This window comes from Nocardia sp. NPDC056541, assembly GCF_042794235.1.
In the GTDB taxonomy this organism is placed as follows: Bacteria; Actinomycetota; Actinomycetes; order Mycobacteriales; family Mycobacteriaceae; genus Nocardia.
On record NZ_JBHTUD010000001.1, the window covers coordinates 61052 to 81602 of the forward strand.

A 20551-nucleotide genomic window follows, 5' to 3' on the forward strand; every position below is an offset into this window, starting at 1 on the left:
CGTCGACCGCCGAGTTCATTACCGGCAGCTTGCTTGTGCCGGTACCCCGGCGAGGCGGTCGGCGAGCCATGCCATCGCGACGTCGGCGCCCAGGATCGTCGCGCTGTGACCGAACAAACCGATCTCGGGCAGCAGAGGTGGATAGTCGAGCTCGTGGTAGATCACGTCGGCGCCCTTCGCGCACCAGTCGACGGAAAGCTGACGGGCCGGCCCGGCCGGCACCGCATCGTCGTTGATGTTCTGCAGGAGCATGACAGGATCGGCGGGCGCGATGGTGCCGAGGGCGAAGCTATCGATCACCGCTCGAACGGCGGGATCTGCTCGCAGCGAGGTCATGATCGGCTGGCCGGTGACCGTGAAGTCCCTGGTATCGCGGAACGCCCAGCGCGCCACGGTTCCAGAAACACATTCGTTGGCGGTGGAGTGCAGAAAGTCGATGCCCGCCGGACTGAGCATCGCGGTGACCGTCGAGGTGAGCTCGGGGTGACTGGTCAGCAGTCCGTTGATGAAGTACCCGATCACGCCGGTCAGGCCCCGGCCGTTCTCCGCACCCGTCAAGGCGACACTCGGGTCCGCCGGCGTTGCCGCGGCGACGGTGCCTTTGACGTCGAGCTCGGGTGCGTAACCTGCGGCCTGTTCCGCTGCCGCCGCGGCAGAACCGCCCCCCTGAGAAAATCCCCAGATCCCGATGGGTGCGCTCGGTGGGACGACGCCGAGCCCGATCGCCGCGCGGGCGGCGTCCAGCACCGCGTGAGCCTCCGGCAGAGGTTGCACATACGTGGTCCCGCCTTCGGTACCCAGACCTTGGTAGTCGGTCACGACCACCGCGTATCCCGTCGCAACCAGCTGGGCCAGGTCCGTTTGAAGTTCGGCAGCCGGATTCCCCGCACCGTCCACCTGCACCCCATCGGTCAGCAGTTTGGATGGGGCGCAGACGTCACCGGTGCCGTGGGTACCGATGGCATAGCTGATCAGCGGCCGCTGCCCCGGTCCGGCCCACGGGGTGGTGGGATCGAGAACGATTCCGCTGGTAGCGACCGGGACGCCGCGGGCATCAGCGCTCTGAAACAGAATTCGGGTCGCGCGCACCGGCAGTGCGCTACCCAATCCCGCGAACAGTTCGACCTGCTGCGACCGGATCAGCGCACCGTTGGCTTTGGTCGGCAGCGGGTTCGGTGCTGTGTAGAAGCCATCGTCAGGTCCGGCACCTGCCGGGCCCACTCCCATTAATAGAGCCGCTGTGGACACCAATAGTGCCGCGGTGATCTTCCATTTGCCGTTCATTCACTGCCTTTCGTCTCCCCTGCGTTGTTCTTCAGCCCCTGGATATGCCGTTATAAACACGCCGACCCCCAAGCAGTTTCCGCATGGATAAGCCCCCGCAGCCTGTTGTGCCACGTCCCCGCTCGTGAAATCGATTGTCAGCGGTTTCGGTGACAGCTGGCACCAACTCCGATGCGCTCGCACAGCTCATTCTTGTTCCTTGTGAGGTGAGCCACCCCTGCGGTCGGCTACTAAATTCTCGACGAAAGTATTTGTCCGCGCATCCGCCAGTTGGCGGTATTTTCGCGCCGAATCCGACGCAATTGGCGGCTTACCCGCATCTCATCGGCGGCGGAGGCCTGACTCGGCGTCGCAACTGCGGCTGCGCCCCTGAACCCGGCCGCACAGCGAAACCGACGAGCAGTCACCCGCCGCACGATCGAGGGCAAGAAGGCGGCGAACTCGCCAGCACCGCCCAGCCGTGGCCTGCGCCGCAATCTCTGCCTCGTCGCACCGGGAGTGTGCAGTAGGTCAGCGCCGGTCGATCCTCCTCGGATTGCGACCAGAGATGGTAGACAATCTCATCTCTCGTCGGCCGAATTCCGCTCCGAACAAGATTCTGGAAGTGGGCTTTTCACAACTTGCGCTCAGGGGCCTACAGGTCGTTCGACCGGCAGCTCGAACCGCATCGGGGCCGAATTCTGCCTGCGCAGCACCGCCAGCGGCGCGGCGCGGACGGCGGCATCACGGATTCGAACAACCAGGGGATTCTCGATTTGCTCGAGCTTGGACAGTCTGCGTGATTCGGTGACCAGCATGCGTGTGCGGTCGCGGCGTGCGTTCTCATAGTTCCGCAAGGCGCCGACCGGGTCCGATTCGGTCGAGAGGTGATGGGCCAGTACGAAGCCGTCCTCGACCGAGGACGAGCCGCCCTGACTCAGGCTCGTCAGCATCGGATGAGCGGCATCGCCCAGCAGCGTGACAGGTCCGTCACCCCATACATCGAGAAAAGGTCGGTCCTGGGCCGGGACGCTGACGATGGCCCCCTCGGGTGTGCGTTCGATGACCTCGCCCACCTCCGGGGCCCAGCCGGCGAAGGCCGCGGCGATCTCGGCCTTGCCACCGTTCCACTCGCGAGCCAGCGCGGTCGGCAGGTTCCTGGTGCCCCACCAGTAGGCCTGCCCGCCACCGATATCCAGGAGCCCGAAGCGCAGGCCGCGACCCCAGTAGTGATAGGCGTGGCCGGGGGGCAGCCGCGGATCGCGGAACGGGACGGTGGCGAGCCAGCAAACGTAGCCGTGCTCGGTGACCGGCGCGTGACCCGCCAACTGCGCGCGTACCTGGGATCCGATCCCGTCGGCGCCGATGAGCAGCTCACCATGCGCGGTGCGACCGTCCTCGAATATCGCGCTCACCCCGGTACCGGTTGCGCTGTAGCTGCGCAGCTGTGCGCCCAGATGGATCGGTGTGTCCGCCGCCGATTTTCGAAGGGTGGCGATCAGATCGTTGCGGTGGATATTGACAACCGGTGAACCCAGCTCCCTGGTGACCGCGCCGATCGGCAGCTCGCGCAGCTGTTTTCCGGTCGTGGTGCGAATGCTGAAGTGCTCGAGCGAACTGCCGGCGCTCAGGTCGACGTCCAGTGCGTGGAGCACCTTGGTGGCATTGCTGGCCAGCCCCAGTCCGGTGCCGGTGTCGCGCCATTCGGGCGCGGCCTCGAACACCTCGACCTCGATGCCTTGCCGGAGCAGCGCGACGGCCGCGGTCAGGCCACCGATCCCGGCTCCGATGATGATCACCTTCACGGTGTAGGTCCCCTGTCCTCAGTCCGCGACCGACAGGCCGCGAGCAAGAGCGAAATCCAGTACCCGGTCCGGAAGCAGGCGTGAAGCCGCCTCCACCATCACCGAATCCAGACCGACCCGATAGCGGGTGCGCGGGCGGCGCGCGGTCATGGCGTGCGCGACAGCCGCGGCGACCTGCTCGGGGCGCGTGCGGCTGGCGGCGGCACGTGCGGTGTTCTGATCGATGAAGCCGCGAAATCGCCTGCTGTACAGCTCGGCGATCTCGGCGGGCGTGTCGTTCATGATGCGATCGGCGGTATCGGTCATCTTGTCCCAGATCGGTGTGGCGATCGCGCCGGGCGCGACGATGGACACCGCGACCCCCAGTGGTGCGAGCTCGCGGCGCAGCGCCCCGGACAGGCCCTCCTTGCCGAACTGCGCGGCCGCATACGCTCCCAGGTACGGCGTGGCCACCTTGCCCACCCCCGAACTCACATTCACGATGCGGCCTGCGAACCCAGGCGTACCGGCGGCACGAGTGCGCAGCAGCGGCAGGAACTGCCGGGACACCGCGAGTGTGCCGACCACGTTGACCTCCAGCTCTTCCCGGAGCCGGTCGCTGCTCACACATTCCAGCGGCGCGGACACGCAGATGCCTGCATTGTTGACCAGCCCGTGCAGGCCGGACGGTCCGAGTTCGCCGCTGATCAGTTTGTGCGCGTTCGCGATCGAGAGGTCCGAGGTCACGTCCAGCATGACCGGGCGCAGCCGTCTGGTGCCCGCCTCTGCCCACAGTCGTTCCGCGCTGTCCTCCGTGCGCACACCGGCGTAAACGACGAACCCCCTGCCCGCCAAGTCGAGTGCGGTCTGTTTACCCAGGCCCGAGGATGCTCCGGTGACAACGATGACTCCAAGGTCTTCACTCATGCGTTCGATCCTTCTGTGCTGCTGCTGCGCGGTGTCGACTCCGCGAGCAGGATGCGGATGGCGGCGTCGGCGATCCGCGCCGCGCGGGCGGCGGAGACGACGGTTTCGATATAGGTGAAGTTCCAGTGCAATGTCGCGTGCGTGGTGTTCACGGTTCCGACGAAGAACCCGCTCACCGAGACGCCGGCGATGAACTGCGCGCCCGCCAACGTCCAGTTCCCCACCCGGTCCGCGAATTCGTAGTGCCCGATATTGGACAGGCACACATTGCCGGGCCCTGTGGCTTCCACCATGGCGATCGCGCGCGCGGAGGTCGCCACCGATTTCGGACACAGGAATCGCAGCGTCACCAGCAGCGCCAGATGCTGCTGACAGCGTCTGCGCCGCAACAGTCCCCGATGCAGCCGGCGCGCGGACTGCCACATTCCCAGCGACGGTCCGAAGTGCACGCCGACGGGCACGGTCGCGACGTACGCGCCCGCATCCTGTTGCGGGACGATCGGATCGAGCTCAGCTCGAAAGTCGATCGGTGAGCCGACCCCGATACGCCCGTCGCGCCCCGGTGCGATCTCCGCACCGATAGCCGCGGCCAGCGCCGCGGCCAGCGCCGAATGCACGGTGACCCCTTCAGCACGGCAGCGTTCGATCAGTGCCGCGAGCCGCGTGGCGTCGAGCTCGCGGTGCAGCAAGCGGCTGCGCCGATCGGCCGGTGCGACAGGGACTTCCGGTTCCAGATGGCAGGCACGGGCGGTGGCCGACACGACCTGATCACCGATACCCGCGGCCACCGCGTAGCCGACACCGCGCGCACCCCGAAACCGCTTGGGTAGCAGCTGCTCCGGCGCGGGCAGCGGATCGCGCGCGTCGATGATCTCGGCGACGGTGACCGCCGGATCACGCAGTCGGTCGGCCAGTTCCACCAATCGGCGCAGCAGGCTCAGCGCAGTGGTGCCATCGGCGACGGTGTGGGCGACGGTCAGCACCACATCGTGGGTCTCGTCCGGGGTCGCACCAGCTTGCGCGATATCGACGAGCCGAAGCAACGGTCGCCTGCGCCAATCCAATCGAGTAGGAAGTTCGACGGTGTCGATCTCCCGCTGCCAGGCATCCGGATCTTCCTGTTCGAGTACGACGGTGCGGATCGGGACCAGCGGGTCCACCGGAGCGACGAAATGGGGGGATGTCCCATCGACCGCCGAGTCGATGCTCACCCGCAGCAGCGGATGCTCGGCGGTCAGCGCCGCGGCTGCGGCCGCGAGCACGGGTGCGGGCAAGTGGCCACGCACGCGCACGCGCGCAACGACATTCAGCGGGGAGATCTGGTCGCACATCCAGTACCAGCGCTCCACCGGACTCAGTGCCCGGCGCACCTGCCTGTCGTTAGAGCTGGTCGCCGCCGTGCCGGTGCCGGTTCGTATGCTCATCGCTTCCCCAGATCTGTCAGGTCGGATCGTTCGGTGGCGAGCGCCGCGCCGAGCGCGCTCGCCACAGCCGCGACATTCGCGCCGGTCATCATCGTCAAGTGGTCACCAGGGACCTCGATGATCTCGAGATCCCGGGTGGCCCACCGGGCCCAGCCGTTGTTCGCGCTCTCGAACCAGCTGCCGACCCGCCGGTGCGCACCTCCGATGAGCTCCGGCAGTGCCTCCCTGGCCTTCAGCAACACCAGATCCCGGTCCAGCTGGGTCATCGTGTAGTCCACCATCGCTTGGTAATTCGCTCGGAACACCGAGTACAGCCGTCGAATCAGCTGCGGGGAGCTGTCCCGCGGCACGATGCCCTTGGCCACCGCCTGGCCCAGCACCGAATCGAACAGCAGGTCCACATCGGTGTCGCAGGAGCCGGAGGTGTCGAATCCGGCCTGCGCGGCCCTGTCGCCCTCGGCGTACCAGAGCAGTTCCACGAAGAACCAGACGATCAGGTCCGGCTCCGAGATGGGATCCGGCTGATCACCGATGGCGATGGTGTCCAGCAGGATCAGCTGTGCCAGATCACGTTCGGGAAGCTGGCGTGCCATCTCGAGAGCCACGTAGCCACCGAACGACCAGCCCGCGATGTGGTACGGCCCGTGCGGGTGGATCCGTCGGATCGCGTCGAGATAGCTCCGGGCGAGCTCGGCCATGGTGGTGAGTGGTTCGGTTCCCGGCTCCACGCCCGCGGCCTGCAACGCGTACACCGGCCGGCCGCCAGGCAGCTGCTTGGCCAGTTCCAGGTAGCAGAGCACGTTTCCGCCGATCGGATGTACCAGGAACAGTGGCACCTGATCCGCACCGGCGCCGCGAGGGCGCAGTGGAACGACGGGATCGAAGACACGGGCAGCGCCGCCGGAACGCACGACCGCCGCGAGTCCGGCCGCAGTCGGCGCGGCAACGAAGGCTTCCAGCGGGACCTGCACCGACCATCGATTGGACACCGTCATCGCCACCCGCATCGCACCGATCGAGGTGCCACCGGCATCGAAGAAGTCCGAGTCGGCGAACAGCGAGGGCACACCGGCGAATTCGGCGAGGATGGCGACCATCGCGACTTCCAGGGCATCCTCGGGTTCGCGGGCACCGATCACCGGAGCGACTGTCTGTTCGACCACGTGGCGCAGTGCGGCGTCGTCGCGTTTGCCGCTCGGGGTGAGCGGGAAGGCGTCGAGCCACTGGTATCTGGCCGGAATCATATGCGCGGGCAGCATTTCCCTCAGTCGCGCACCGACTGTCACGGTGTCGGTTCCGGCGGCACCGACAAGCAACGCCGCCAGCACAGTGTCGTTGCCTCCGAGTTCGTGCGCGACCACGGCGGCCTGTTCGATTCCCGGCAGCCTCAGCAGCGCCAACTCCACTTCCGCGCATTCGACGCGATAGCCGCGCACCTTGACCTGGGTATCGGTCCGGCCGAGGCAGACCAGGTCGCCAGTCGACAGTTCCAGCCCGAGATCGCCGGTGCGATAGCGGGTTTGCCCACCCGGGGCAGCGACGAACCGGGTTGCGGTCAGACCCGGCTGTCCTTCGTACCCGTGGGCCACCGCGCTGCCGCCCAGATAGATCTCACCCTTGACACCGGGCGCTACCGGCCGCAGGCGCGCGTCGAGCAGTTGGGTCGAGGCTCCGTCGATGACGGTGCCGATCGGCGGCAGCTGTGGTGCGGTCTCGGCCGGTCCGCTCATCGGGAAAGCCAGGGCCACATGCGTTTCGGTGGGACCGTACTGGTTCTCCACGACCAGGCCGGGGTTGTGGGCCCACAGTCCCCTGATCTCCTGGGTGATCCGCAGTTGTTCGCCGGAGGACACCAGTGTGCTCAGTCCCGTCGGGTAGCGCCCGGTGACCTGCGCAGCCTCAGCCAACGCCTGCAGGCCGACGTAGGGTAGGTAGATCCGTTGCACGCTGCCTTCGGCGAGCAGTTCGGCCAGCCAGGTCGAGTCCAGGCGCTGCTGTTCGGAAATCACCCGCAGGGTGCCGCCGCCGCACAGCGTGGAGAAGATCTCCTGGAAGTACACGTCGAATCCGGCGGGGGCCAATTGCAACGTGGTCTGCCCGCGCGCCGCGCTGCTCGTGCGGTTCTGCCAGGCGATCAGGTTCGCCAGCGCCCGGTGCGGCATGCTGACGCCCTTGGGCTCGCCGGTGGAGCCGGAGGTGAACAGCACGTACGCGGTCTGTTCCGGATGAATCGCGGGCAGTACTCCCGTCTCGGGAGCGGGCCCGTCGAGCAGGTCGCCGATGTCGGTGATGATCCGCACCGGCTGTGCGCGCGCGATCATCGCCGCGCGCCGGGCCTCTGGATAGCTCGGATCGAGCGGAACTACCGCCGCCCCGGCCCGCAGGATGCCCAGCACCACCGCGATCTGTTCCGGCGAACGCTCCAGCAGCACCGCGACCCGCACTCCCGAGCTGATTCCGTCGGCGCGAAGGCGATGCGCGATACGCTCCGCGGCGGCCGCGAGTGTGCGGTAACGCCACTCGATCCGGCCGTCGGTGATCGCGATCGCCTCGAAGTGCAGGCTCGCGGTCGCTTCGAACAGATGCACCACATCCGCCGCGCGGGCCGCCTCCAGATCGATCGCGCGGGTCGGGGTGCGCACGATGGATGCGAGCGCCCCGAGGAACAGGCGGGCGTACTCCTGACACTGGGCACTGGTGAGAGCATCGTGCCCGGCGTTGACGCGCAGCACCACGTCGTGGGTGCGCGGGTCGACGGCCGCCGTCACCAGCAGCGCGAAATTGGTTTCCTCGCGTGCCCGGAAGTCGGTGAGCGTCACCGTGCTCGTCCCGAGCAGTGGTTCGAAAACGTGATAGTTCACGTAGTTGAATGCCGTGTCGAAGATCGGATCCCCGTGCCGGTCGGCGATCAACGACCGCAACGGATACCGACGGAACGGATGAGACAGCCGGTTGTGGCGCGCGACCTGACGTACCGCGTCGAGCCAGCTGTGCGCGCTCGCGTCCAGCCGCACCGGAATGGTGTTCAGGAACAGGCCCGCCGCGGCCTCCGCGCCGGCCCGCGCGGGCCGAGCGTGGGTGACCACGCCGGTGGTCACGTCCTCGGACCCCGACATCGCTCGCAGTACCAGACAGTGTGCCGCGGTCATCACCGATTTGACCGGCAGCTGGTGTGCCGCGGCGAAGGCGCGCACCCGGTCCCCCAGCCAGTCCGGCAGCGTCGCCTGCGCTTCCCGCGGGCCCTCCGATCCGGGCTGTTCGTAGTGGCGGGCCGAGTCGATGGTCGTGGCGGTCGAACCGTCGAGCACCTGTGCCCAATAGTCGCGCGCCGCCGGGTCTGACTGCGCAGCGTGTTCGGCGCGCACGAATTCGGCGAGCAGAGTGGTCGAATGCGGTGCCGGGTCGACCGCATCGACATCGAGTCCACACAGGTGCGCGTAGTCCTGCAGCAATTCCCGAATCAGGTTCGCGACGCTCCAACCGTCGAGAATGGCGTGGTGGAAGTGCAGAACCAGTTCGAAACCGCCGCTTTCGGGGATCACTTGCATGCGGTGCAGGGGCGCGGCGTCGAAGGCGTGATTGTCGAAATCGAGCGGATTCTCGACATCGATGGTGAGCGTGTTCGGTGCGCTGTGGCGCATGAATTCGATACTGCGCACGACCTGAATCGGCAGCGAATGCCCGGTCAGATCGAACCCCGACCGCAGCGCCGGATGCCTGCGCAGCAGGCTGTCGTAGGCGACACGGAAGCTCTCCTCGTGGAACGGCATACGCAGCCGATACCGGAACACATCCTGATACAGGGTGGAATCGGTGCGCTGCATGCTGTGATACAGCATGCCCAGTTGCAGGGCGCTGGCCGGAAAAGCATCCTCGACCTCGGTGAGGGCGGCCCGGTCGATGAGCGGGATCAGCTCGAAAGCCGAGTCGACGCCACTGCTCTGGCCATCGTCGGTGTATATCGTTGCAGCCGCGGCCGATTCGGCGATCGTCGGCCGAGCGAAGAAGGCTTCGACGTCGAAGTCGATGCCGCGGCGCTCGGCCGCGGTACGCAGCCGGAGCACGATGATCGAATCACCGCCGATGGTGAAGAAATCATCGAACACACCGATGCTCGAGACCTCACAACCCAGCACCTCCGCCCACAGTGCGGCGTATTCGGCTTCGAGTTCGGTGCGCGGCGGTTGCGAGCCGCTCGGTCGATCGGCCGCTGTCGGCAGTGCCTTGCGGTCGAGTTTGCCGCTCGCAGTGAGCGGCACGGCTTCGAGTTCGACGAATCGGGTCGGAATCATGTATCCCGGGAGCCGGTCGGTCAGAAAGACCGCGATGTCGTCGGCGCGTGCGGTGCCGACATAGTAGGCGGCCAGGGTGGTGGGGGCACCGGGATGCTGTTCGTCCACGACCACGCCTGCGGTGATGCCAGGGCAGGCGGCGAGGTGATTTCCGATCTCCCCCAGGGTCACCCGGTTGCCGCGCACCTTGACCTGGTCGTCGAGCCGACCGAGGTATTCGAGATCGCCGTCGGCGCACCAGCGCACCAGATCGCCGGTGCGATAGCGGCGTCCGCCCACAACGCGCGGATCGGTGACGAATGTTTCGAGAGTCAGATCGGGTCGCCCGCGATATCCACGCCCGACACCCACTCCCGCGATGTACAGCTCACCCGGAACGCCGACGGGGCAGCGATCACCGTTCGGGTCCAGCACCATCAGCGCGATGTTGTCGATCGGCTTGCCGATGGGAATCCGTTGCACCGGCGTGGTTCCCGCGTCGATGTCGAAGTACGACACATCCACGGTGGCCTCCGTCGGCCCGTACAGGTTGACCAAGCGAACTCCGGGCAGACCGAGGTCCGCGAACACGCGGCGGAACCGGTTGGCCAGGGTGGGTGTCAGGGCCTCACCGCTGGTGAAGACCAGGCGCACGGAGGCCAGGGATCCCGGTCCCGGTGCTCGACTGAGGATTTCGTCCAGGAACGGCGCGAGCATGGACGGCACGAAGTGCAGCACGCTCGCCCGGTGCCGAGCGATCGTGTCCAAGATCGTGCGCGGATCGCGCTCGCCGCCGACGGGCAGCAAGGCCACCCGCGCACCGGCGAGGGTCCACCACATGAGCTCCCACACCGAGACGTCGAACGTCGCCGGCGTCTTCTGCAGGATCACGTCCGTCTCGGTCAGCGGGTAACGGTGCTGCATCCAGGCCAGGCGATTGACGACCGCGGCGTGCTCGATCATCACACCTTTGGGAGTTCCGGTCGAGCCCGAGGTGTAGATCAGATAGGCGAGATCGGCCGGGCGGGTCCGACCCACCACGGCCTGCCCCATCACGGCGTCCTGCTCGGGCGACAGTCGCCGCACGCCCGATTCGGTGGCGAGAGCCTCGAATTCCTCGTCCGCGAGAATCACCTCGGCACCACAATCAGCGATGATGGTCCGTATCCGTGCCGCCGGGTAGCCCGGGTCGATCGGCACATAGGCCCCGCCCGCCGCCAGTACCGCGTGGATGGCGACGACCAGCTCGGGCGAGCGATGCAGCACCACCGGCACGCACTCCTCGGGACGAAGGCCACCGGCGCGCAACGCCGCCGCGATCGCCTCGACCCGAGCGCCGAACTCTCCGTAGCAGAGCTCGGATACCGTATCGCTCCCCCAGCTCAGCGCGGTTCGATCCGGCCCCGCCGCGATCTGTTCCGCCAGTATCCGGTCCAGTGTGGTGTCCGGGAACGGCACGAGTGCCGGACCTTCGAACTCGGTGATCCGCTCCCGCTCGGCGGTCGAGAACATCGCCAGCTCGGCGACCGGACGATCCGGGGCCTCGAGTCCGGCCGCGATCAGCGCGAACACCTGGCGCAGTGCGCTGTCGAAGGAGAAGTCCGCGTCGAAGACATCGTCGGCGTAGAAGAAGTCGATGTCGAGCGAACCGTCACTCTCGTTGTCGCGCACCACGATGTTCAGCGCGTCCAGTGAGTATCCCGACGACAGCAGCGATATCTCGGTGACGGATTCGGGCAGCTCGACGGCCGGCATCGGAACATAGGAGTAGGTGACGTCGAACAGTGCGGACCCGGCGGCTGGACTTCCGTTCTCCCGCAATGCGTTCTGCAGATCACCGAGCGCGAAGCGCTGGCGCCCCTGTAGATCCCAGACGGCGGTGGCCGTGCGCGCGGCCAGGGCCGACAGCGACAGTCCTGTATCGACAGGAATGTGCAGCGGCAGAATATTGACCATGTTGCCGACGGTCGCGAGCTCCTCGGGAGTTTGCCGGTTCAGCATGGGCACACCGAGCACGATGTCGCCCTCGCGGTGCACGCGCCGCAGGTAAGTTGCGAGCGCGGCGGCAGTGAACGCGAAGACGCTGCGCCCGCTGGCCCGGATCGGGTCGATCGTGGCCCGGTCCAGGTGCAGGGTGCGCTGGTGGCGATGGTGAGTGCGCACGGTGGCATTGCGGGCGAACAACGCCGGGTCGAGCGCACCCACCATGTCGATCAACGCGGTGCGGTCGGCCTGCCAGGCGGCCGAATCCCGGTAGTGCGCTTCGGCTTCGACGACATCGAGGTAGCTCGGTGCGTGCTCGGTGCCGAGGTCGCCGGAGTTGTAGTCCGCGAACAGTTGGCGCAGTACCAGAGTCTCGGACCAGCCGTCGGCGACCGCGTGATGGAATCGAGAGTAGATGAGAAATGAATCGGCGCTGTCCAGCACGATGGCGGTCTCCGCGAGCGGGCCGTCCAGGGGCATGACGGTATCGGTACGCACGCGCATCCACTCCAGTGCCGCGGCCTGCGGATCGGGGGCGCCGGTGTGGTCGACAATTTCGACCGTGGCGCCGTGTGGATCGATGCGCTGCACCAGTTCGGTGTGATCGAGCCGGATACGGAGCGCGTCGTTGCGCAGCTGGGTGCGCCGCACGGCCTCGCGCAGGCGCTCGACATCGGGCGTGCCGTTGATCCGGAGGTATCCGCCGACCTGAGTCAGGGGCAGATCCGGATAGCGGGCGCTGACAGCGACGATGTCCTGCTGATAGCGAGTGAGCGGGTGACCGGGTTCCGGTGCGGCCGGATGTTCCGTCCCGTCACCGACGTGGGCAGAATCGGTGAACCGATCGGACGGTGCGTCGATGTTCGTTGCAGGCTCGGCGTCGGACCCGCTGATCAGCGCGAAGAGTTCGGCGTCGGTGACCTCGGCGAACGAGGTGCCGTCCGTCCCGACGAGATCGGGCGCCAGCGCACGAACGGTATCGACCAGGTTGCGCATCGAGTCGGCGATATCGGGCCGCCGGATGGCCGCGGTGAGTCCGGTCCGATCGGAGTCCTCGGGCGAGGTCTCGGCCAGTGTGCCGCTCAGCGCGTCCAGCTGGATACGCAGCAGATCTGCGGGATCAGCAGCGGGCGGGGCGATTTCGGCACAGATGTGGGTGGCCAGCGCTATCGAGGAGGGATGGTCGAACACGACAGTGGTCGCCAGCTGCATTCCGGTCGCCACCTTGAGCTGGTTGCGGAATTCGACCGCGCCGAGCGAGTCGAACCCCAGATCCTTGAATTGCGCTGTGGGAGTGATCGCTCCGGGGCTTTCGTGCCCGAGCACCGCGGCGGCGACCGAGCGCACCAGCGACAGCACACGCTGATGTTGCTCGGTGGCGGTCAGCCCGACCAGTTGCTGGGCGAGCCCGCCGACTTCGGGAGCGGATCCCGCGACATCGCGGCGACGCGGCGCGCGTACCAGGCCCCGGAAGACCGCGGGCACCTCGTCTGCCCGCCCGGAGCTCAGTGCGGCGGTGTCGAACCGTCCCGGGATCACGACGGCGCGCCCGAGTGACAGGGCGGCGTCGAACAGCGCGAGACCGTCTTCGGTGGTCATCGGAACGAGTCCGCTGCGGCTCATCCGCGCGTGGTCGCGTTCGTCGAGATGCCCGGTCATCCCGGTGGCATCGGCCCACCAGCCCCAGCCCAGCGAGACCGCGGTCAGCGAGCGCTGACGCCGGTACTGGGCTAGCGCATCCAGGAACGCGTTGGCGGCGGCGTAGTTGGCTTGGCCCTGTGCACCCAAAGTGCCTGCGACAGAGGAGAACAGCACGAACATCGACAGGTTCAGATGTTCGGTGGCCGCGTGTAGATTCCATGCCGCGTCGACCTTGGGCCGCAGCACCCCGACCAGCTGCTCGGGGGTCATCGCGGTGAAGACGCTGTCGTCGAGCACACCTGCGGCGTGCAGGACCGCGGTCAGCGGCGCCTCGACCGGGATCTGCGCCAGCAGCGTCTCCAGCGCCGTTCGGTCCGAGACGTCACAAGCCACCACATCGACCGTGGCCCCGAGTTCGGACAGGTCCGCGGCGAGTTCGGCCGCGCCGGGAGCCTCGGGGCCGCGCCGGCTGGTGAGGATCAGGTGCCGATACCCGTGGGCGGTGATCAGATGCCGGGCGAAACCCATGCCCAGCACCCCGGTACCACCGGTGATCAGCGCGGTACCGGGGATCTGCGGCGGTGCGGGTTGCTGCAGGACCAGTTTGCCGATGTGCCGGGCCTGGCTGAGGTAGCGCAGTGCCTCCGGGGCTCGGCGCACGTCCCAGATCGAGACAGGTAGTGGCCGCAGGACGCCGGTGCCGAACAGACGCACCAGTTCCACGAGCATCTCCTGAATGCGATCCGCGCCCGCTTCGTAGAGGTCGAACGCCCGGTACCGGACGCCCGGATGCTGCGCGGCGATCTGTTCGGGTTCCCGGATATTGGTCTTGCCCATGGACAGGAAGCGCCCGCCGCGCGGCATGAGACGTAGTGACGCATCGACGTATTCGGCGCCGAGGGCTTCGAGCACCACATCGAATCCCTCGCCACCCGTGGCGTCGAGGAACTGCCGCTCGAATTCCAGGGTCCGGGTGTTGCCGATGTGCGCGTCATCGAAACCGAGCTCGCGCAGCAGGTATTGCTTGGCCGGGCTCGCGGTCACATAGCATTCCGCGCCCCACATCCGGGCCAGCTGAATGGCGGCCAGGCCGACGCCGCCGGTCGCGGCGTGCACTAGGAGCCGGTCGCCGGGGCCGAGATCGCCGAGGTCGCGCAGTCCGTAGTAGGCGGTCGCGAACACCGCGCAGGTCGAGGCGGCCTGTGCGAAACTCCAGCCCACTGGTATGTGGGTGATGTGGCGGTGATCGGTGATGGTCACCGGGCCGACGCCATCCATCACACCGAACACCCGGTCCCCCACCGCGACGGTGGTGACGCCTGGTCCCACCTCGAGTACCACGCCTGCGCCCTCCCCGCCGATACTTGCGTGCGGATCCGCATACACGCCGAGCGCGATCATGATGTCGCGGAAGTTCACGCCGGTGGCGCGGGCCGCAACGCGCACCTCACCGTTGTCGAGCGGGCGCTCGATCAGCGGATAGTCGAGAAGTGCCAGGTTCTCACTGTCCAAGGTGCCGCGCCCTTGCATGCGCAACTGCCAGCTCTGCCCAGTGGCCAGTGCGGCATTGCCCACCATGTCGGTCTGTGCCCGAAGCAGCCGGGGCACGTACACCGCGCCGCGCCGCCAGGCCACCTGTGGTTCGGCCAGCATCAGCGCGGTCGTGACCGCCTCGCGCCATTCCGCACGATTGTCGATATCCAGCAGGAGAATTCGGCCGGGGTTCTCGGTCTGCGCCGAGCGCAGCAGACCCCAGACCGGTGCGTCGACCAGATCCGGAACGTCCTCACCAGTGGCTACCGCGACTGCCCGGGTGGTCACCACGACCAGCGGCGCGCCGGTGAACCGGGCATCGGTCAGCCACTCACGAACCTGCGCGAGCAGCTCGATCAGCCTGTCGTGGACCGCCTCCGCGGCAAAGCTTTCCGAACCAGTTCCACCGCACCGGCGCAGTACGCCCGCTGTCCCGGCCGGGGCGTCCGCCGCCACCGGCAGCTCCGCCCAGGCCGCCGCGATCGGTATCTCGGGCAGCTGTGCCGGAATCCATTCGACGCCGAAAAGCCCGTCGGCGGTCGCGTCCTGGCTCGCGGCGAGCTGTGCCCGCGAGATCGGTCGCACGGTGAGCGCGTCGATGGAGGCGACCGGTGAACCCACCGGATCGGTCATGGTCACCGCCACCCGCTCGGAGCTGTGCGCAGTGATGCGCACCCGCAGACTGGTTGCACCGACGGCGCGCAGTGACACCCCCTCCCAGGCGAAGGGCAGTCGAATCCGGCTCGGATCCGCGTCGGTCAGGAACCCTCCGATATCGAGCCCGTGCAGCGCCGCGTCCAGCAGCGCCGGGTGCAGGCCGAAACGCTTGGCCTCGGCACCGGCCTGGTCGGGCAGTGTGACCTCGGCGAGAATGTCGCTGCCGTGCCGCCACACGGCGCGCAGGCCCTGGAACACCGGGCCGTACTGGTAGCCCGCCGCGGCCAGTCGATCGTAGGTGCCGTCGATGTCGACCGCTTCCGCGCCGGCCGGGGGCCAGACTCCGGAAAGCGCGATGGGGGTGGTGGTTTCCGGAGCCAGCGTGCCCTCGGCGTGCTGCGTCCAGGCGGCGGTGTCGTCGCTGCTGGGTCGAGAGAAGATGCGGACAGTGCGTTCACCGTTGTGCTGCGGCGCATCGACGACGACCCGGACAGCGACCGCACCGCTCTCGGGGATGATCAGCGGCGCCTGCAGCACGATTTCCGAGATGCGCGCAGCGCCCCCGCGTTCGCCGGCGAACAGGGCTAGTTCGGTCAGGACCGCACCGGGTACCAGCACCGAACCCTGCACCGCGTGGTCCGCCAGCCAGGGTTGGGCCGCCAGCGACAACTGCCCGGAGAATGCCAGGCTGTCCGATTCGGCGTCGGCGATGACCGCGCCCAGCAGCGGGTGCGCGGCCGGCGCCAAACCCAGCGCGGTGACATCACCCGAACCGCCGGCCTCGGCGTCGATCCAGAACCGCCGGTGCTGGAACGGATAGGTGGGCAGATCGATCGGGCGCGCCCCGAACCCGCCCAGGTAGCCACCCCAATCGGGTTGCAGCCCACCGATGTACGCGGTCGCGGCCGAGGTCAAGAAACGTCGCAGCCCGCCCTCGTCGCGGCGCAGCGAACCAACAACGACCGAATTCTCCGCGTCGGTGGTCTCGATGGTCTCCTGAATGCCGACTGTCAGCACCGGATGCGGGCTCGATTCGACGAAGCCCCGATAGCCGAGGCGGTGCGCGGTGAGCACCGCGTCGTGGAGGCGCACGGTCTGGCGCAGGTTCCGGTACCAGTAGTCCGCATCCAGGGTTGTCGTGTCGATGCGCTCACCGGTCACCGTGGAGACGAAGGAGATCTCCGATCGTAGCGGCGCGATTCCGTCCAGCGCCGTCACGAGCGCGGTGCGGATCCGGTCGACCTGCGGGGAATGCGAAGCGTAGTCGACCGGGATACGGCGCGCGCGGATCTGTTCTGCCTCGCAGTGCGCGATCAGCTCGTCGCACGCTGTCGCGGCGCCGGAAACGACGGTCGAACGCGCGCCGTTGACCGCCGCGATCCCGAGCGCGCCCGCCCAGCGCGCGATCAGCGCGGTCGCCTCGGCCTGCGGCAGGGCGATCGAGATCATCCCGCCCTGCCCTGCCAGTTCCACAATCGCCTTGCTGCGCAGCGTCACCACGCGGGCCGCGTCGCGCAGCGACAACGCACCAGCGATATAGGCGGCGGCGATCTCACCCTGCGAATGGCCGATCACCGCGTCCGGCGTGATTCCGAGCGACTGCCACAGCTTGGCCAACGAGGTCATGACCGCGAACAACGCGGGCTGTAGGACATCGACCCGGTTCCCATCGGCCGCGCCCGGCGTCCCACGCAGCACGTCGATGAGCGACCAGTCGGTGAACTCGGCGAAGGCGGCAGCCACGGCCGCGATGTGCTCGGCGAAAACCGGCGCGGTATCGAGCAATTCGACCGCCATCCCGGCCCATTGCGAACCCTGTCCGGGGAAGACGAAAACGGTGCCGCCCGCGACGACGGTTCGGCCAACGACCACGCCGGATCCGACGCGACCCTGGGCGATCACTGCCAGGCCCTCGGCGAGTTCGTCCGTATCGGCACCGATCACCACGGCGCGTTCGGCGAAGGCCGTGCGTCCCTCCGCCAGCGCGAAACCCAGGTCCATCGGCTCTGCTCCGGCGCGCAGTACCGCGAGCATCCGCGCCGCCTGCTCCGCGAGCGCGGGCGCGGTCTTGGCGGACAGCACCAGCGGCACGATCGCGGGCGCGACGCGCCCCCGCTGGGGCGCGGTGACCGCTGGTGCCTCCTCGAGCACGACATGGGCGTTGGTGCCGCTGATGCCGAACGCCGAAACCCCGGCGCGGCGAGGCCTTCCCGCCATCGTCTGCCACGGCACCGATTCGGTGACCACCTCGACCGTGCCGCTGGACCAGTCCACCGCCGGAGTGGGGGCAGCGACATTGATGGTCATGGGCACTGTGCCCCGGCGTATGGCTTCGACCATCTTGATCACACCCGCCACCCCGGCGGCAGCCTGGGAGTGGCCGATATTGGACTTCATCGAGCCAAGGAGCAACGGCCGCGCGGCGGTGCGAGCAGCACCATAGGTGGCCAGCAACGCGGCCGCCTCGATCGGATCGCCGAGCGTGGTTCCAGTGCCGTGCGCCTCCACCACATCGACGTCTCCGGCGGTCAGTTCGCCATCGGCCAAGGCCGCCCGAACAACCCGGCGCTGCGCCGCGCCATTGGGCGCGGACAGACCGTTCGTCGCCCCATCCTGGTTGATCGCAGAGCCGCGCAGTACTGCCAGAATCGGATGCCCGTTGCGACGGGCGTCGGAAAGTCTCTCCAGCACGAGCACACCCACCCCTTCGGAAACTCCGAAACCGTCCGCCGTGGCGGAGAACGGCTTGCAACGCCCGTCCGGGGCCAGCGCGCCGAGTCGGGAGAAGCCGACCAAGATGCTGGGCGAGCACACCACGGTCGCACCTCCGGCCAGCGCCAGCCCGCACTCCCTCGCGCGCAACGCGCGCATCGCCAGGTGGATGGCAACCAACGAGGACGAGCAGGCGGTGTCCACGGTCATGGCCGGACCGTTCAGTCCGAGCGCATACGACAGCCGGCCCGAGGCGACGCTGATGGCGGTACCGGTAGTCAGGTATCCGGCCAGGCCCTCGTGGTCGCGATAGGCTCGCGCGCCGTACTCCTGCGCCGTGACGCCCATGAACACGCCCGTATCGGATCCCGAAAGGGCTTGCGGGTCGATCCCCGCGCGTTCGATGGCCTCCCACGAAACCTCCAGCAGCAACCGCTGCTGTGGGTCCATCGCGAGCGCCTCGCGAGGGCTGACGCCGAAGAACGCAGCATCGAAATCGCCTGCGGCATCGAGGAAGTTTCCCTCGCGCACGTAGGTCGCACCAGGACCGTCCTGGTCCGGAGCGGTCAGCACGGACATATCCCAGCCGCGATCGAGTGGCAGTGGCGCGGCGGCGCTGCGCCCGGTGCTCACCAGGTCCCAGAGTTCGGTGGGCGAGGTGATACCGCCCGGATAACGGCACGCCATGGCGACTACGGCAATCGGCTCGGTACGCCGCGACGCGAGCGCCGCGAGCTTCTTGCGCGTCCCCTGTAGCTCGCTCGCGGCCTTCGTCAGGTATGAGCGAAGCTCAGCATGAGTAGCCATCTTCGAAACCTCCTGTTACGCAATGACTTACATGTCACGAGCAGCTATCACCCGTGACGGCGGGGCAGGTGGGGGGATCTGTGCGCGCCGCCCCCAGCGCATGCACGGATCCGGCCGGGCGCGCTCGACGAGGGCCTTCGGACAGGATTAGCGGACATCGTCGTCCTGATGTCTCGGTCGCGACAGTGCGACACCGGCGAGGCTCGTTTCGAAGACCCACCACCGAGCGTCCCCAGCGGTTTCATTGCCCACGACAACCGAAGCGCGGCAACACTTTTGCCGCTGTGATCAACCTCGGAGATCCCCCTCCGGGTTGTCCTGCCAGCGTATAGAAAATCAATAGTTTCGCAACATTGCACCGTACAGAACACCGGCAGTGCGATTAGCGGCGAGATAGCCGTGCGCAATTGGCGGTCGAACTACCCCCTTTTACCGCCATATGGCGGGCTGCTGCACACCCTCGGCTCGCGGCAAAATCGTAGATAGGCCGCGCGGAAGCGACCGATTCGAATGTGGGGAGACGAACATGAAGATAGGTCTGATTCTCGGCGGCGGTGGGGAGGTCGGAGTCGCCTGGGAGACCGGCGTTCTCGCAGGTCTGGCCGAGCACGCAGGATTCAGCGTCACCGACTGCGCGGTCACCGTAGGTACCTCCGCGGGCTCGATCGTCGGCGCAATCGCCACCAGCGGAGCCGACTTGGCCGAACGTGCCCGGGGCGAACAACGCGGCGCCTACGCGACATCTTGGCAGTTGACCCAGCACGAGGCGGACGACGACCAAGTGAGTGCGGGGACTGCCGCGATACCGCCGGAAATGCTGCACCTGCTCGTGTCGACGGAGGGATCCATCCAAGAACGGGCGCGTGCGATAGGCAAGCTCATCCTCACCTCGACCCCGGCGAACGACGACACCGTATTCGCCCAGATCATCGCCTCCCTGCTGCCGGACTCCGTCGCCGATTGGCCGGACACGGACCTGCGGGTGAGCTCCGTCAACTGCGAAACCGGCGACACCGTGCTCTGGAAACGCGCCGATGGCATCGACCTGACCCGCGCTATCGCCTCCTCGTGCGCGGTACCCGGACTGTTCCCCCCGGTCGCCTTCGGCGGCAGCCACTACTGTGACACCCGGCGCACCTCCACCGTCGCCGCACTCACCGCCGAAAAGAACCTCGACGCGATCGTGTTCATCGGCCCCTCGGGAGGCGCATTGGCCAACACCGCCGAGGAAGCAGAACTCGAAGCTGTTTCCCGGCAAGGCGTGCGCGTCGTGAAGATCACCGAGGGACCGGATTTCGCCGAAGTCGGCACCGAACTCCTCGACACCCGGCTACGTCCCCGCGCGGCCCAGATCGGCCTCGAAGACGCCCGACGCTACGTCACAAGTATCGCCGAGCTTCGCTGACATCTGACAGTGTTCCGGCCGCATGGAGGCGGCCGGAACACTGAACAGGTCGCCGAATGTGATTGTTCCCGATCCGATTCAAATTTTGACATCGAATCGGTTGAAGCCGAATCGGCGATGGCGCGTGGAACTGGCGAGTATGCG

The 20551-nt window shown here is 67.5% G+C and carries 6 protein-coding genes; 1 reads left to right on the forward strand and 5 read right to left on the reverse strand.

Annotation, left to right across the window (positions count from 1 at the left end):
- Positions 1-18 precede the first annotated feature (18 nt).
- The 5 genes from ACFQ9R_RS00270 to ACFQ9R_RS00290 all read right to left on the reverse strand — a co-directional run bounded on the left by ACFQ9R_RS00270 (position 19) and on the right by ACFQ9R_RS00290 (position 19002).
- Complete coding sequence (locus ACFQ9R_RS00270) at positions 19-1284, reverse strand: lipase family protein (protein WP_378987100.1); 1266 nt, start codon at positions 1282-1284, stop codon at positions 19-21.
- Between the two features lie 626 nt (positions 1285-1910).
- Positions 1911-3062, reverse strand: coding sequence for an FAD-dependent monooxygenase (locus ACFQ9R_RS00275; RefSeq protein ID WP_378987103.1), 1152 nt, complete (start codon positions 3060-3062; stop codon positions 1911-1913).
- Positions 3063-3086: 24 nt separating this feature from the next.
- Entirely contained in the window at positions 3087-3974 is an 888-nt protein-coding gene (locus tag ACFQ9R_RS00280) for an SDR family NAD(P)-dependent oxidoreductase (protein WP_378987106.1), read from the reverse strand.
- Complete coding sequence (locus tag ACFQ9R_RS00285) at positions 3971-5398, reverse strand: hypothetical protein (RefSeq protein WP_378987109.1); 1428 nt, start codon at positions 5396-5398, stop codon at positions 3971-3973. Before ACFQ9R_RS00285 ends, ACFQ9R_RS00280 begins: the two co-directional genes overlap by 4 nt.
- Positions 5395-19002: an amino acid adenylation domain-containing protein gene (locus tag ACFQ9R_RS00290; RefSeq protein ID WP_378987112.1), complete on the reverse strand. Its 13608-nt coding sequence runs from the start codon at positions 19000-19002 to the stop codon at positions 5395-5397. The genes ACFQ9R_RS00285 and ACFQ9R_RS00290 overlap by 4 nt, the downstream gene beginning before the upstream one ends.
- 526 nt (positions 19003-19528) lie before the next feature.
- Between ACFQ9R_RS00290 and ACFQ9R_RS00295 the strand changes: the two genes are divergently transcribed.
- Entirely contained in the window at positions 19529-20407 is an 879-nt protein-coding gene (locus ACFQ9R_RS00295) for a patatin-like phospholipase family protein (protein ID WP_378925708.1), read from the forward strand.
- Positions 20408-20551 lie beyond the last annotated feature (144 nt).